The sequence below is a fragment of the Kribbella sancticallisti genome (assembly GCF_039530625.1).
In the GTDB taxonomy this organism is placed as follows: domain Bacteria; phylum Actinomycetota; class Actinomycetes; order Propionibacteriales; family Kribbellaceae; genus Kribbella; species Kribbella sancticallisti.
Map to the genome: position 1 here is coordinate 268955 of NZ_BAAAOS010000007.1, position 13665 is coordinate 282619.

Annotated in this window: 15 protein-coding genes; 10 read left to right on the plus strand and 5 right to left on the minus strand. The window is 68.7% G+C overall.

The genetic code is table 11. The features are described from left to right. Positions 1–65: 65 nt before the first annotated feature. Genes ABD255_RS04425 through ABD255_RS04435 form a run of 3 tightly spaced genes read left to right on the plus strand, consistent with a single transcriptional unit; the run spans position 66 to position 2190 of the window. Positions 66–770, plus strand: a complete 705-nt coding sequence (locus tag ABD255_RS04425; protein WP_344210008.1) for a DUF6318 family protein — start codon at positions 66–68, stop codon at positions 768–770. Further along, a complete protein-coding gene (locus ABD255_RS04430) occupies positions 767–1351 on the plus strand; it encodes a DUF6318 family protein (protein ID WP_344210010.1) in 585 nt (194 codons plus the stop codon). Before ABD255_RS04425 ends, ABD255_RS04430 begins: the two co-directional genes overlap by 4 nt. Beyond that, entirely contained in the window at positions 1348–2190 is an 843-nt protein-coding gene (locus tag ABD255_RS04435; protein WP_344210012.1) for a PKD domain-containing protein, read from the plus strand. Before ABD255_RS04430 ends, ABD255_RS04435 begins: the two co-directional genes overlap by 4 nt. Positions 2191–2208: 18 nt before the next feature. Here ABD255_RS04435 and ABD255_RS04440 read toward each other — a convergent pair whose 3' ends face one another. Then, positions 2209–3024 (minus strand): DeoR/GlpR family DNA-binding transcription regulator, encoded by an 816-nt coding sequence (locus ABD255_RS04440; protein ID WP_344210014.1) that lies wholly within the window; start codon positions 3022–3024, stop codon positions 2209–2211. A 134-nt stretch (positions 3025–3158) separates the two neighbouring features. On the opposite strand from ABD255_RS04440, the gene ABD255_RS04445 reads away from it, so the two are divergent. Next, positions 3159–4310 (plus strand): GNAT family N-acetyltransferase, encoded by a 1152-nt coding sequence (locus ABD255_RS04445; RefSeq protein WP_344210016.1) that lies wholly within the window; start codon positions 3159–3161, stop codon positions 4308–4310. An 84-nt stretch (positions 4311–4394) separates the two neighbouring features. Beyond that, complete coding sequence (locus ABD255_RS04450) at positions 4395–5054, plus strand: GNAT family N-acetyltransferase (protein ID WP_344210018.1); 660 nt, start codon at positions 4395–4397, stop codon at positions 5052–5054. Here ABD255_RS04450 and ABD255_RS04455 read toward each other — a convergent pair. Next, a complete protein-coding gene (locus ABD255_RS04455) occupies positions 5038–5937 on the minus strand; it encodes an NAD-dependent epimerase/dehydratase family protein (protein ID WP_344210020.1) in 900 nt (299 codons plus the stop codon). The genes ABD255_RS04450 and ABD255_RS04455 overlap by 17 nt on opposite strands. Before the next feature lie 198 nt (positions 5938–6135). On the opposite strand from ABD255_RS04455, the gene ABD255_RS04460 reads away from it, so the two are divergent. From ABD255_RS04460 to ABD255_RS04475, 4 genes are all read left to right on the plus strand, one after another. Continuing rightward, positions 6136–7005, plus strand: a complete 870-nt coding sequence (locus ABD255_RS04460; protein WP_344210022.1) for a CAP domain-containing protein — start codon at positions 6136–6138, stop codon at positions 7003–7005. A 255-nt stretch (positions 7006–7260) separates the two neighbouring features. After that, entirely contained in the window at positions 7261–8145 is an 885-nt protein-coding gene (locus tag ABD255_RS04465; protein WP_344210024.1) for a CAP domain-containing protein, read from the plus strand. A 183-nt stretch (positions 8146–8328) separates the two neighbouring features. Then, the gene (locus tag ABD255_RS04470; protein WP_344210026.1) at positions 8329–9201 is read left to right on the plus strand and encodes a CAP domain-containing protein; all 873 of its coding nucleotides are present in this window, start codon (positions 8329–8331) and stop codon (positions 9199–9201) included. 137 nt (positions 9202–9338) lie between these two features. Continuing rightward, a complete protein-coding gene (locus ABD255_RS04475) occupies positions 9339–9599 on the plus strand; it encodes a hypothetical protein (protein WP_344210028.1) in 261 nt (86 codons plus the stop codon). 16 nt (positions 9600–9615) lie between these two features. Here the strand turns inward: ABD255_RS04475 and ABD255_RS04480 are convergent, their stop codons facing one another. Next, the gene (locus ABD255_RS04480) at positions 9616–10833 is read right to left on the minus strand and encodes an NADP-dependent isocitrate dehydrogenase (protein WP_344210030.1); all 1218 of its coding nucleotides are present in this window, start codon (positions 10831–10833) and stop codon (positions 9616–9618) included. A gap of 57 nt (positions 10834–10890) precedes the next feature. Next, positions 10891–11835, minus strand: coding sequence for a GlxA family transcriptional regulator (locus ABD255_RS04485; RefSeq protein WP_344210032.1), 945 nt, complete (start codon positions 11833–11835; stop codon positions 10891–10893). Between the two features lie 70 nt (positions 11836–11905). On the opposite strand from ABD255_RS04485, the gene ABD255_RS04490 reads away from it, so the two are divergent. Beyond that, positions 11906–12688, plus strand: a complete 783-nt coding sequence (locus tag ABD255_RS04490; protein WP_344210034.1) for an MBL fold metallo-hydrolase — start codon at positions 11906–11908, stop codon at positions 12686–12688. Between the two features lie 39 nt (positions 12689–12727). Here ABD255_RS04490 and ABD255_RS04495 read toward each other — a convergent pair whose 3' ends face one another. Next, positions 12728–13591: an MOSC domain-containing protein gene (locus ABD255_RS04495; protein ID WP_344210036.1), complete on the minus strand. Its 864-nt coding sequence runs from the start codon at positions 13589–13591 to the stop codon at positions 12728–12730. Between the last annotated feature and the right edge of the window lie 74 nt (positions 13592–13665).

A 13665-nucleotide genomic window follows, 5' to 3' on the forward strand; every position in this document is an offset into this window, starting at 1 on the left:
CACTCCACGCAGAGTGACCGCGACTGCGGTTAGCATCGAGGTTCGCGATCACTCTGGGGGAGCGGATGTTCACGGTAGGTTGGAGTCGGCTGAAGGCCGGGCTGGGGTTGTTGCTCTGTCTCGGCCTCTGCGCGGCCTGCGCGTCGAACCCCAAGGCCGGCTCGGCTCCCGCCGCCGCCGCCGCCACCGCCACCGCCAGTGCCAGCGCCCGCGCTAGTGCCAGTGCCAGTGCCAGTGCCAGTGCTGCGGAGGATCGCTCCGCCTCGCCGCTCCAGAGTGACGGCACCACGCCTGCGCCCACCGCCGAGCCCGGCGCACCGTCAGCGGTTGAGGCGGGCGAAGCGCCGCTCAGGCCTGAGGCCGCAGTCGGCCTGACAGTGCCTGCGGCAGAGGGCTTCGTCCGGTACTTCTTCGAGACCCTGAACTACTTGAAGACCACCGGCGACGACAGCGCCACAACACAAGCCGCCGACCCCGGCTGCAAACCCTGCAACGCGATGCTCACCACGTACCGCAAAGCCAACGGCGCCAACGATGCGGTCACCGGCGACTACGCCTGGCGCGACGTCACGGTATCGAGTGCGAAACTCCTCGACCCGAGCACCGCCGAGGTGACAATGACCGCCCGCCAAGGCGCGTACTCGATCAAGCCCGCCCCGACGGCACCGATCGAAACGGCTGCACCCACGGAATTCTCCCTCCGCCTGACGCTGTCAGCCCAGGGACAGCACTGGATGATGTTCGACTTCAAACGGGAGAACCCCCAATGAGCAGGCGCCGATTCCGTACGACCACGGCCTTCACCGCCGCCGTCGTCCTGGCCTTCACCACCTCCTGCACCGACAATCCCGAACCCCCCGGCGGCCCCGCCACCTCCCCACCCTCGTCAAGCACGCTGCCGCCTTCGCCCCCCACTCCCTCGGTCGCCCCCGCCCCAACGCCCCCCGCCGCAGCCGCGGGCATCACCGTCACCTCCGCAGACGCCTTCGCCCGCTTCTACCTAACCGCCATCGACCACGCCGCAGCCACCGGAGACGTAACCACCCTCCGCACCTGGTCCGACAAGGGCTGCATCTCCTGCAACAAGCTCATCAAGCACTACACAGACGTTTATGGCGCAGGCGGCTCAGTCACCGGCAACTTCCGCTCGACCAACGCCAAGACCACCTCTGCTCGATTGAAGGACACCAAGGCAGCCGACATCACGCTGCAGTTCACCGAGGGTCGGCACACGATCGTTCCCAGCAAAGGTGCCAAGCCGACCGTCTTTCCCGGCGGCCAATCACAGTGGCAGATGGCTCTGATGAACCAGAGCGGTCATTGGGTCATGTACGAGATGAGAGACCAATGAGCCGCCGCGTCGTTGGCCTGCTGGCGGCCGGCCTTCTCGCGCTCGCGCTCGCGCTCGCGCACCCGCAACTTGCCGACGCCGACCCACCGGATGTCATTTCAGGCGAGAAAGGGCTGACCATCATCGGCGAGGACACCAAGAGGGACGACCGTTTCAACGTGTTCGATCCTCCGTCGAAATCTGGCCGGAACGGGAGCGGGACCGGCAAGGGGTCCGGTAAGAAGGCGAAGGTCGCGCCTGAGGAGGTTGATCGGTTTCCTGGGATTGAGGCTGAGGAGGGGTCTTGTGTGTTGACGGGGGCTACGGATGCGATGTTGGTGGAGCGGGGGTGTATTGATCCGCCGCCGCCGGTGACGCCGCAGGAGCCTGGGGAGCCGGCTCGGCCTCGGGTTGAGCAGATCACTACCGAGGTGGTTCGGACTGAGTTGAAGAACGTGGAGTTTCCGGCGCTGGTGGTGCAGGTGCAGCCGCGGACTCGGACGTTGGTGAATCTGGAAACGATCGTTTACACGAAGCCGGTTCCCGTGGATCGAGTGGTGCCGGTTCTCACCTGGCCGGTGGGGGTGCGAGCCACGGCTTCCAGCTATACCTGGAGTTTCGGTGACGGGAGCACCAAGACGACCACCTCACCAGGGCGGCCTTACCCGGCGCTCGATGTCGTTCACCGGTACAAGAAGCGCGGCGCGGTCGCGGTCAGCGTAGTCGTGCATTACACCGCTCGTTATCGGTTGCCAGGTCGCGGGTGGACGACCCTGCCGAGGACCGTGGACATCCCCGGCCCGGCCACCGCCCTCACCGTCGCCGAAGCCCGCCCGGTACTAGTCGCCCCAGAGCGCTGACCGCCGCGGCCAGCGGCCCTACGACGCGATGATCAGTTCGCAGCCGGTTTCTTTCATGGTTTTGCGGGCTGCGGGGGGTAGGCCGGAGTCCGTGACTACCAGGTTGAGGTCTGACCAGGTGGCGAAGGTGCTCAGGCCGACCGTGCCCCACTTGGTGTGGTCGGCTACTAGGACTACCTCGCGGCTGGCGGCGATGAAGGAGCGGTTGGTTTCGGCTTCCATCAGGTTGGGGGTGCTGAGGCCGTGCTCGGCGTCTACGCCGTGGGCGCCCAGGAAGAGCAGGTCTAGGTGCAGCGACTGCAAGGCCGCTGTGGCGATCGGGCCGACCAGCGCGTCGGACGGAGTACGGATACCGCCGATCAGGACGACGGTGCGGTCCGAGCGGCCGTTGCCGTGGAAGACGTCTGCGATGCGGGCGGAGTTGGTCACCACGGTGAGGTTCTCGACGCGGAGCAACTGCCGGGCCAGGGCGTAGGTGGTGGTGCCGGCACCGATGCCGATCGCGCTGTCCGGTTGCACCCGGCGGGCGGCCTCGGCGGCGATCGCCTGCTTGGCAGCCGATTCCTGCGTCAGCTTGGCGTCGAAGCCGGGCTCGTGCGCACTGCGCAATCCGACCGAGGTGGCGCCGCCGTGCACCTTGTGCAGCAGGCCGCTCGAGTCCAGCGCGTCCAGGTCGCGGCGGATCGTCATGTCGGACACGCCGAACCGCTCGACCAGTTCGGCGACCGTGATCGCGCCCCGGCTGTTGACCTCGGCAACGATCGTGGCCTGCCGCTGGGCGGCGAGTTGACCGCCCCGGCCGCGGGAGGGTTCGGCGTTCGAGGCTGCGTTCACATCTGACAGCCTAAGGTCTGCGATGCTCGATCGCAGTCGGATTGTGTTGATTCCTGTGCCGCGGGTCGGCGCCGGCACTCACCGAAGGCCCGAAATGTCGTTGCCGCGCCGGGTTCGGCTTGTCACCCTGAGGCATGCGATTTCCCGAGGACGTCCCCACGCTCGCCGATGAGCTGATCACGCTGCGTGCTCACACGCCGGCGGACATCGAGCCGGCGTACGACGTCTGCCAGGACCCGGAGATGCAGCGCTGGACGACGATCCCGGTCCCGTACGAGCGCCGGCACGCCGAGCAGTACCTGACCGAGCAGATCCCGGCCGGCTGGCGCGGCGGCTCTTCCTGGGCCTGGGCGATCGAGTACGACGGACGCTACGCCGGCACGATCGACCTGCGTCCGGGCGACGGGAACGTCGGAGAGGTCGGATTCGCGGTGGCTCCGTGGGCCCGCGGCCACGGGGTGATGACCCGGGCACTGAAGCTGACCGTGAGGTATGCGTTCGAGCAGGGCTGGGACCGGGTGATCTGGCGCGCCTTCACCGGCAACTGGGGATCCCGCCGGGTCGCCTGGAAGTGCGGCTTCCGGAACCTGGTGACGATTCCCGGTGGCGGCGTGGCGCGCGGCGTACGCAAGGACGAGTGGGTCGCGTCGATCGCCCGCGACGACGAGCCCGTGCCGCAGGGGAACTGGTGGCGGGTGCCTGTGATCGAGGCCGACGGCGTACGGCTGCGGGAGTTTCGCGCCACCGACGCCAAGCGGGTCGCGGAGGCGTGCGACGACGAGCGGACGCAGTACTGGCTGACCGGGTTGCCGTCGCCCTATCAGGTGGAGGATGCCGAGGGTTTCATCGAGAGCCGGCAGGAGAATCTCGCCGGCGGCGAGGGGGTCTCCTGGGCGATCGCGGACCCGGACACCGACGACCTGCTCGGCTGTGTGAGCGTGTTCGACCTGCGGAACCGGATCGACAAGACGATGGGCGAGATCGGCTACTGGGCTCACCCCGACGCTCGCGGCCGGGGCGTGATGTCGACCGCCGTCCGCTATGTGATCCGTCACGCCTTCACCCCGATCGAGGTCGGCGGGCTCGGCCGGCGCCGGCTGGTGCTGTTCGCTGCCGAGGGCAACACCGCGTCGATGCGGGTTGCCGAGGTCAACGGGTTCACCCGCTTCGGGATCGAGCGCGCGGCCGGCCCGACCCGCGACGGTGACTTCCGCGACGCGTACGGGTTCGACCTGCTGGTCACCGACGCCGGCGCCAGGGACGGGAAACCTGGTGCGGAAAGGTAACGAATCTGCTCCTGCGCGACCAGTTGGTGACAGCCGACACATCTTCCCCTCGCCGTGGAACGTTCTGACTGGTTGAATCGACGAGTGAGAGATCGTGAGGAACTCGTCCGCCGCTGGCAGGCCGGGTGGTCTGTATCGCGTGGCTGGACCACCGTCGAGGATGACAACGACGGGATCCTGACCGTCCGTGCGGGCGAGGAGAACCGCGCGATGGAGTACGTCGTGCTGGACGCCGACGACAAACCCGAGCGGGTCGAACGGGCCGCCGAGCTGGCCAAGGCCGCGGGCAGCGGCCGGGGCGCCGGCTGGGTGACGCTGGCCACCGACGACCGCGAGGCCAGGATCGAGCAGTTGGAGGACCTCGGTCTCGAGGTGCAACGCGACCAGGACTGGCTGATGACGATCCAGCTGTCCGAGCAGCCCGCGCTGAAGCTGAACGAGCGGTACGCGCTGCATTCCGAGCTCGAGTCCGACCTGATCATCACCCGCGCGACGCTGCACGGCGGGGTGGTCTCCAGCGGCCGGATGGCAGTGGTCGGCGAGGACGCCGTCGCCGACCGGATCGAGACCGATCCGGCCCACCGGCGGCGCGGCCTGGGCAGCGCGGTGATGGCCTCATTGGTTGAGACCGCGGCCGCCCAGGGCGCCAAGCGGGGCATTCTGATCGCCTCGATCGACGGCCTGCGCCTCTACCGCAGCCTCGGCTGGAAGGTTGTCGCGGACATCGTCATCGCCCGTTCTTGATCGTCTCCTCGAGCGCGTCGGCGGTCGGGACGGGTTCGATGCCGAAGGCATCCTGCGCCTGTGACGAGTCGAGCACGAACGGTGCCCGGAACTGGTACTGCAGTTCGCGGATCTCGCGCGCCTGCTTGTTGAACAGCCCACCGAGCCGCAGTACTGCGGGCGGCATCGCCGACAACCGCGGCGCCGGTACTCCGGCGATCTCCGTGGCCGCGGTGGCAAGCTCCCGGATGGAGACGGGTGCGGCCGTCGGAACGTGCCAGACCCGTCCCCAGGCCGTCTCGTCCGAAGCAACCGCAACCAACGTCCGGGCGACATCGCCGACGTAGGTCCAACTGTGCAAGGCATCCAGGTCGGCTGGCACCGCGGTCTTCTTGCCTGCGAGCACTCCCGGCAGCACTCCAACCGTGAAGAACGAGGACGCCCCCGCGCCCAGGTAGTCGGAGCCGCGAACCTCGGCGGTGTGGATCTTCGCCTCCAGCGCGTCGGCCCAGAGCTTCGCCCTGACCGCACCCTTGACCGAGTTCGGCCGGTCCGGGTCGCCTTCCTTCATCGGCCCATTCGGCTGCCCGTAGGCGTAGAGGTTGCCGGTGGTCACCAGTACCGCGCCGGTCGCCGCCGCGGTCTGGATCAACGACGCCCCAAGCGGTGGCCAGTCGACGGGCCACCGGTCGTAGGCGGGACCACCACAACTGAAGATGGCGTCCGCGCCATCCGCGAGCCTGAGCAGTACTGCGGGATCGGTGGCGTCGGCCGCGACCCTGTCCACCCGAGGGTGTTCGGGCCCGCTGCCACTGCGAGTGATCAGCCGCACCTGTTCGCCGCGATCCGCCAGTTGCCGCGATACCGCGGTACCGACCGGCCCGGCGCCCACTACGACCCGCATGTGCGACCCCCTTGCTAGAGGTCTAGAACAGTACGACCCGCCGTAAAAGGTTCGTCAATGCCGAGGTGAGGTATCCCGCAAGGGGTCGTGGAGCGTGCGGAGATCCGCTACGGTCCCGTGCGTGACCGCTTCGTTATCAGCGGGCACGTCTGGGGATCACGGGGATCGACGGACGACGACGAGAGGTTCTGTAGTTCCATGACCGACGCACCAAACGATCCCTATTACCAGCAGCACCCGCAGGAACCCCGGCAGCAGCAGCCGCGCCCGTCGCGGCGCAGGCGGCGGGAGCGGCGCGGTGTCGCCGGCCCGATCCTGGCCGCGCTGACCGTACTCGCGCTGCTGGCCGGCGTCGGCTGGTACGTCACCCGCGACACCACCAGCCCGACCAGCCAGGACACGCCGCTGGTCACCGGTACCGACGAGACATCGGCCACACCGACGGAGGCCGAGAGCACTCCGGTGGTCACTCCGTCGAAAACCCCCACCAAGACTCCGAGCGTGACGCCCTCACGGACGCCGTCACGAACGCCGTCGAAGACACCGAGGACCACGCCGACGCCGACCCGGTCTTCTACCGCGCCGAGCCGTGACAGCACCCGGTCGCCGATTCCGACGAAGAAGCCCAGCCCCAAACCGACCGTCAAGCCGAGCACGCAGCCACCGGCGCCCAGCGGCGGCGCGGAGGCGCAGGTCCTGCAGTTGACCAACAGCGAGCGCGCCAAGTCCGGCTGCGGTCCGCTGCGCACCAACAGCGCGCTGACCCGGGCCGCCGACCTGCACGCGACCGACATGGTGGTGAACCACTACTTCGACCACACCAGCCAGGACGGCCGGTCGCCGTTCGACCGGATGAAGGCCGCCGGGTTCAAGGGTGGCGCGATGGCGGAGAACATCGCCGTCGGCTACAAGTCCGCGGCCGCCGTCGTCGACGGCTGGATGAAGAGCGAAGGACACCGCCGCAACATCCTCAACTGCGACTACACGATGATCGGCATCGGCTATGACGCGGGCCAGGTCAAGAGCGAGTGGGGCAACGGCAGTTGGGTGCAGAACTTCGGTGCCTGACAACGAAACCTTTGGGGTTCGTTAAGACCGGTGAGCGACCCGTAACGGTGACCTTTCGTGTCGGTTAAGGTCGCTGTTCGGTAACCAGGGGGGCCTGGCAACGAACGCGCTGGTGTTCGACGCACTTCCGGTACGACGAAACTGAAGAGGACTCGCCCACCCATGACGGACTCGCCTACCCCTGGGCGGCACCGCGGCAGACGAAAGGCATCCCGACGAAGAGGCCTGATCGGCCCGATCGTCAGTGCTCTGTCTGTGCTCCTCGCCATCGGACCCGTGGTCTGGGTGATGACGGCGCGGGACGGTTCCGCGGTCGCCGATGCCAACAAGGTCCTGAACGTCTCCGAGGACAACGCCGGTCCGGCCGGCCTCGACGCCAGCGGCGCCGCGGGTGACGGCCGGGTGAACCGGCCGAAGGTCACGGTCACCCAGACGCTGCCGAACGGCCTCACCACCACGATCACCCCGTCGGGTACTCCGGCCATCGGCTCGGCCGAGTCGATCGCCGGCACGCCGGCGTCGTCCGGCGTACCGACGACCGCGGGCACCACCCCGGCCGGCGGTGTCGAGACCGTGACGGTCACGCCGAGCGCGCGCCGGACGACCTCCGGCAGCGGCAGGCCGAAGCCGACCAAGACAGCCACCCGGACCACCACCCGGCCGACGAAGTCGCCGACCAGGACGGTCACCAGCGAGCCGACGCCGGACGACCCGCCGCCGCCACCGCCGGGCGGAGGTGGCACCAACGCGCAGGAGCGCGAGGTGCTCGAACTGACCAACGCGGCGCGGCGCAACCAGGGCTGCCGGGCGCTGAGCCTGGACGACAGCCTGGTCGAGGCCGCCGGATCGCACGCGTCGGACATGGTCCGCCGGCACTACATGGACCACACCAATCCCGACGGCAAGGGACCGGGCGACCGCATGAAGGCCGCCGGGTTCCAGGGCTCGGGCTGGGGCGAGAACATCGCCGCCGGCTACGACTCCGCACAGCGGGTGTTCAACGCCTGGATGAACAGCGACGGGCACCGCGCGAACATCCTGAACTGCAAGTTCACCAAGATCGGCATCGGGTACGACCCGGGGCAGGTCAAGTCCCAGTGGGGCGCCGGCAGTTGGGTGCAGGACTTTGGTCGCGGCTGACCGTTGTACTGCGGCCACCGTGTTCGCCGGATTTGTTGTGGCCGCACCACGACGACTCTCCGGTTGGTGGCCGATCACTGCGGGTAGATCCGTCCTTGCTATGCCATCGGGCGCTCCTCACAGCGCCGCGGTGAGACGAATGAGGCACGTCCTGGGGGCGACCGTGAAGGGAACACGCACGTAATGTCACAGCGAGGAACCGCCTCTTGGGGGCGGCGCAGCAGAAGAGCGGCCGCCCGGCCGGAATCGCGGGCCAAGCGCACCCTGGTCGCTCTCGGGACCGTGGTCCTGGTGATCACCCCGATCTCCTGGATCCTGCTGCACGAACCACAGTCCGACCAGGCCGACGCCTCGGTCCCGTATGTCACCCGGGACGACGACACCTACCTCGAGCCGTCGAACGAGCCGGTGGTGGATACGCCGACGCCCGCGCCGGACGACAGCCCGACTCCGACGCCCGAGCAGACCACCGGCACGCCGACGCCAACACCATCCAAGACGCCGACACCGGGCCAGACCCCTTCGACCACCCCGACCGACGGCCCGACGACGACCGCCCCGACGGACGGTCCCGGTACGACGTCCGCTCCGACGCGGCCGCCGACCACCGAGGACCCGAAGCCGTCGAGCTCCCCGAGCAGTACGCCCAGTACGCCCAGGACGACGACCCCGCCGCCGCCCGCGGACGACGGCAACATGGAGGCTGCCGAGCAGGAGCTCTTCACGCTGGTGGACAACGCGCGGGTCGAGCGCGGTTGCCAGCCGTTGGAGCGCGACAGCAACCTGACCGGCGGCGCCCGGTCCGAGGCGGGCGACCGAGCCGAGAGCGGTCAGCTCTCCGGGACCACGTCGTCGAAGGCCGCCGCCGGCGGCAAGGGCATGACGGCGAAGGCGGCGTTCGACCGGCTCAAGTCCGACAGTTCGGGCACGCTGTTCAACTGCGGTCTGGACGAGCTCGGGGTCGGCCGCGCGGAGGCCGACTACTGCTCCTCGAAGCTGCTGGGCCTCTGCGTCGGTACGTCGACCCGGGTCGCCTGGGTGGCTGACTTCAAGTAACCGCAAGACTACGCAGAACGGCGGCTCGGCAGGTTGAGCCGCCGTTCTGTCTTGTGGGTGGGACGATGGAGTGAGGTGCTTGAGCCGGCCGCCGGCGCGGGGTTAGCTTGAGCCTCCACCATTCCGCGGGAGGCCGGATGTACGGCGAGCGTGACGATCTCGATCCGGCCCGGCCTGCGTTGTTCGGGATCCCGCCGGACGCCCTCGCCGACGAGCGGCCCGACCGCCGCCCCGAGGACGCCAAGCGGGTCGGGTTGAGCCGTCATACCGAGGAAGGCGCGGTCGTGCACTTCGCGGCCCAGCTGGACGGCGCGAAGCCAGGCCACAAGATGATGGCCTGGGTCCTGCTCGTCACGTTCGCCGCGCCGGCCTTGTACACCCTGTTCCTGCTGGTCTGAAGACGCGGGAGGAAGGTCAGCCGACCTTCTTCTGCAGGTTCTCGTCCAGCGCGGCCAGGAAGCCCTCGGTGGTCAGCCACTCTTGGTCCTTGCCGACCAGCAGCGCCAGATCCTTGGTCATCTTGCCGTCCTCGACGGTCTCGACGCAGACCTGCTCGAGCGCCTCGGCGAAGCCGATCACCTCGGGGGTGTTGTCCAGCTTGCCGCGGTGCTTCAGGCCACCGGTCCAGGCGAAGATCGACGCGATCGGGTTGGTCGACGTCGGCTTGCCCTGCTGGTGCCGGCGGTAGTGCCGGGTGACCGTGCCGTGCGCGGCCTCGGCCTCGATGGTCCTGCCGTCCGGGGTCATCAGCACCGAGGTCATCAGGCCGAGCGAGCCGAACCCCTGCGCGACGGTGTCGGACTGCACGTCACCGTCGTAGTTCTTGCAGGCCCAGACGTAACCGCCCTCCCACTTCATCGCGGTGGCGACCATGTCGTCGATCAAGCGGTGCTCGTAGGTCAGCCCGTTCTTGTCGAACTCCTCCTTGAACTCCGTCTCGAAGATCCGCTGGAAGATGTCCTTGAAGGCGCCGTCGTACGCCTTGAGGATGGTGTTCTTGGTGGACAGGTAGACCGGGTAGTCGCGCTGCAGACCGTACGAGAACGAGGCGCGGGCGAAGTCCTCGATGGACTTGGTGAAGTTGTACATGCCCATCGCCACGCCACCGTCGGCGCCATAGTTCGCGACGACGTGCTGGATCGGCTCGGAGCCGTCCTCGGGGGTGAAGGTGATGGTCAGCTCGCCGGCGCCGGGGATCTTGAAGTTGGTCGCCTTGTACTGGTCGCCGTGGGCGTGCCGGCCGATGATGATCGGCTTGGTCCAGCCCGGCACCAGGCGCGGGATGTTCGAGATGATGATCGGCTCGCGGAACACCACGCCGCCGAGGATGTTGCGGATGGTGCCGTTCGGGGAGACCCACATCTTCTGCAGGCCGAACTCCTCGACCCTGGCCTCGTCCGGCGTGATCGTGGCGCACTTGACGCCGGCGCCGTGCCGCTTGATCGCGTGGGCCGCGTCGATGGTGACCTGGTCGCCGGTGGCGTCCCGGTGCTCGATGCCGAGGTCGTAGTACTCGAGGTCGAGGTCGAGGTACGGGTGGATCAGGCGGTCCTTGATGAACTGCCAGATGATCCGGGTCATCTCGTCGCCGTCGAGTTCGACGACAGGGTTGGTCACTCTGATCTTGGCCATGGCGATGGATCGGTCCCCTCGGTCAGGTTTCTTGACATCAAGATATATCTCTTGACGTCAAGATATCACCCCGAACTCCTGCCGATGCCGCTGCGGCGTAGTACCGAGAATCTGGTGGAAGTGGTGCCTGAGCGCGGCGCTGGAGCCGAAGCCGCTGTCCGTCGCAACCCGTTCGACCGGGTGGTCCGTGGTCTCGAGCAGCAGCCGGGCCCGATCCAGCCGCTGGCGCAGCAACCAGGCCTGCCCGCTGCTTCCCGTCCGCAACCGGAACTGCCTGGTGAACGTACGCCGGGACAACGCGACCGCCGCGGCCCACTCGTCCAGCGAGATCGGCTCGTCCAGCCTGGATCGAGCCCAGACCATCGCGCGCTCGATCACGTCGTCCGAGGGATCCGGCGGCACCGGCACGGGGATGTACTGCGCCTGCGACCCACTCCGGTGCGGCGCGACCACGATCGAGCGGGCCAGGCGCTCAGCCAGTTCCACCCCGTGGTGGGCGCGGACCAGGTGGAGACAACAGTCGAGGGAGGCCGCAGTACCGGCGGAGGTCACGAGGTCGCCCAGATCCGACCAGAGCACGTCCGCCCGGACATCCACCTTCGGGTACTGCGCAGCGAGGCGGTCGGCCCAGCGCCAGTGCGTCACCACCTCCCGCCCGTCCGCGATCCCGCTGGCGGCGACCAGGAAAGCCCCGATACACAACCCGACCACGGTGGCACCTCGCGCATGAGCCGCCCGGATGGCCTCGATGAGCAGCCCGGACGGCTGCTGGTCAGGCTCCCAACTCGGCAGGATGACCAGGTCGGCTCGCTCCATCACGGCCAGGTCGTGCTCGACATGGAGGTCGAAGCCGGCGTTGGTGCGAAGGCGACCAGGCCGCTCCGCGCACACCAGCACGTCGTACTGGCGCTCGCCGCCGAGGCGGTCCCCGAGGACCAGGCAGGGCACGGACAGGTGGAACGGGCTCATCCCGTCATAAGCGAGAACGGCAACTGACCTCATGGCCCGATCTTAAGGAAGCATGTCCCTCGGGCCAATGGCCCGGCGGCCAACCAGGCCGGAGGATGAAGGCATGAAGATCACCCATGTGGGCGGGCCGACCGCTCTGATCAGCCTCGGTGGACTGTCCCTGCTGACGGATCCTGCCTTCGACGAACCCCGCGAGTACCACCTGGCCGGGCGGGTGATGACCAAGCTGACCGGGCCCGCGGTGTCCGTGGCCAGCCTCGGCCCGATCGACGCGGTGCTGCTCTCACACGACCAGCACAAGGACAACCTCGACGAGTCCGGCCGGGAACTGCTGTCGTCGGTGCCGGTGGTTCTGTCGACACCGGATGCCGCCGGGCGGATCGAGGGCGTGCGCGGTCTGGAGAACTGGGAGTCGGTCGAACTCGCCCGACCCGATGGCGGCACCTTGACGGTGACCGGGCTACCCGCGCGACACGGGCCCGAGGGCTGCGAGCCGATCACCGGCGTCGTCACCGGCTTCCTGCTCAGCGGCTCCGACCTGCCGACGGTCTACGTCTCCGGCGACAACGCCTCGGTCGACTTGGTCGCCGACCTCACCACCCGCCTGGCAGCCGGCACCATCCCCGGCATCACCGCCCGCGCGGTCGACGTCGCCGTACTCTTCGCCGGCGCGGCACGCACTCCCCTCCTGGGCGGCGCCCCACTCACCCTCACCTCGGAAGCCGCAGTCGAAGCCGCCCGCTTCCTGGCCCCCGCCGCCATCGTCCCCGTCCACACCGAAGGCTGGGCCCACTTCTCCGAGGGTCCCGAAGTCCTCGCCAAGACCTTCGCCGCCGCAGGTCTCGACCTCCACCTCCCACCCGCCGGAAAGCCCCTGTCACTGTGAGCTCCTCGTACTTCGAGTGCACTTGCCAAACGGGACGCGCTAGCGGCTGGAGGGCGCGGGGTCGGGGCCGTCCTGGAGCCAGTCGTGGACGAGGATCTCGTCGCCGACGGCGACTACGCCCTGCCTCAGGACGGCTGCCTTCATGCCGAAGCTGACGCCGCCGCCGTAGTCGGGCTGCCGCCGGTACGTCGCCAGCGTCCGCGTCGGCTCGGGGCCGCGCTTCTCCCCCGTGGCCTGGTCGACCGTCGGTACGGCGCAACGGATCGACCGGGCCGCGTACCCGAACTCGACCTCGCCCACCGACGCGCGCAGTACCCGGTCCTCGGTGTGGGCCTCGGGCCAGCCGGAGACGACGAGGTTCGGGCGGAAGCGGTTCATCGGGATCGGGTCGGCGCCGGTCTCCACGATCCGCTCGTTCAGGCCGTCCAGGGACGACAGCGAGGTGATCATCAGCGCGTGCGCGTCACCGAACCCGGTCTGCCCCTGATGCACGCCCCATCCCGGCCGATCGTGTTCGGGCGTCACCCGGACCAGTCCGACGGGCCGGCCGAGACGCTCGGAGAACCATTCGTCGGCGGCGGCGGCCTGCACCACCCCGGCACCGAACCACTTGCCGAACAGGCTCACGTCGCGCCGCTTCCCGTCGTACGCGACCGGTACTTCGAGGTCGTCGGCGCCGTCGGCGGACAGCCGGAGCGCGTCGCCGTCAGCCAGGACGTGGACCCGCAGCGGGGCCATCGAGGGCACGCTGCGCTGGCTGAGGAACACCCCGTCGGCGTCGACCAGCATGAAGTTCCGGTCGTGCCGCAGGCCGGTCGCGCCCACCTCGGTGCGCTCGACGGGAACCCCGGCGAGACCTTTCACCGGGTAGTGGATCAAAGCTGAGACTCTGGCGTCAGACACCCGCCAAAGCTACCCGGCAGCGGCCTCCGGTTTCCTGTGGATCGACCGAACCTGACCGCACTTTGTCCAGTTCG

Coding starts and splice junctions, on each gene's coding strand:
- ABD255_RS04470 (WP_344210026.1), top strand. CDS start 8,329: ATGTCACAGCGAGGAACCGCCTCTTGGGGGCGGCGCAGCAGAAGAGCG.
- ABD255_RS04430 (WP_344210010.1), top strand. CDS start 767: ATGAGCAGGCGCCGATTCCGTACGACCACGGCCTTCACCGCCGCCGTC.
- ABD255_RS04460 (WP_344210022.1), top strand. CDS start 6,136: ATGACCGACGCACCAAACGATCCCTATTACCAGCAGCACCCGCAGGAA.
- ABD255_RS04485 (WP_344210032.1), bottom strand. CDS start 11,835: ATGAGGTCAGTTGCCGTTCTCGCTTATGACGGGATGAGCCCGTTCCAC.
- ABD255_RS04425 (WP_344210008.1), top strand. CDS start 66: ATGTTCACGGTAGGTTGGAGTCGGCTGAAGGCCGGGCTGGGGTTGTTG.
- ABD255_RS04490 (WP_344210034.1), top strand. CDS start 11,906: ATGAAGATCACCCATGTGGGCGGGCCGACCGCTCTGATCAGCCTCGGT.
- ABD255_RS04475 (WP_344210028.1), top strand. CDS start 9,339: ATGTACGGCGAGCGTGACGATCTCGATCCGGCCCGGCCTGCGTTGTTC.
- ABD255_RS04435 (WP_344210012.1), top strand. CDS start 1,348: ATGAGCCGCCGCGTCGTTGGCCTGCTGGCGGCCGGCCTTCTCGCGCTC.
- ABD255_RS04480 (WP_344210030.1), bottom strand. CDS start 10,833: ATGGCCAAGATCAGAGTGACCAACCCTGTCGTCGAACTCGACGGCGAC.
- ABD255_RS04455 (WP_344210020.1), bottom strand. CDS start 5,937: ATGCGGGTCGTAGTGGGCGCCGGGCCGGTCGGTACCGCGGTATCGCGG.
- ABD255_RS04445 (WP_344210016.1), top strand. CDS start 3,159: ATGCGATTTCCCGAGGACGTCCCCACGCTCGCCGATGAGCTGATCACG.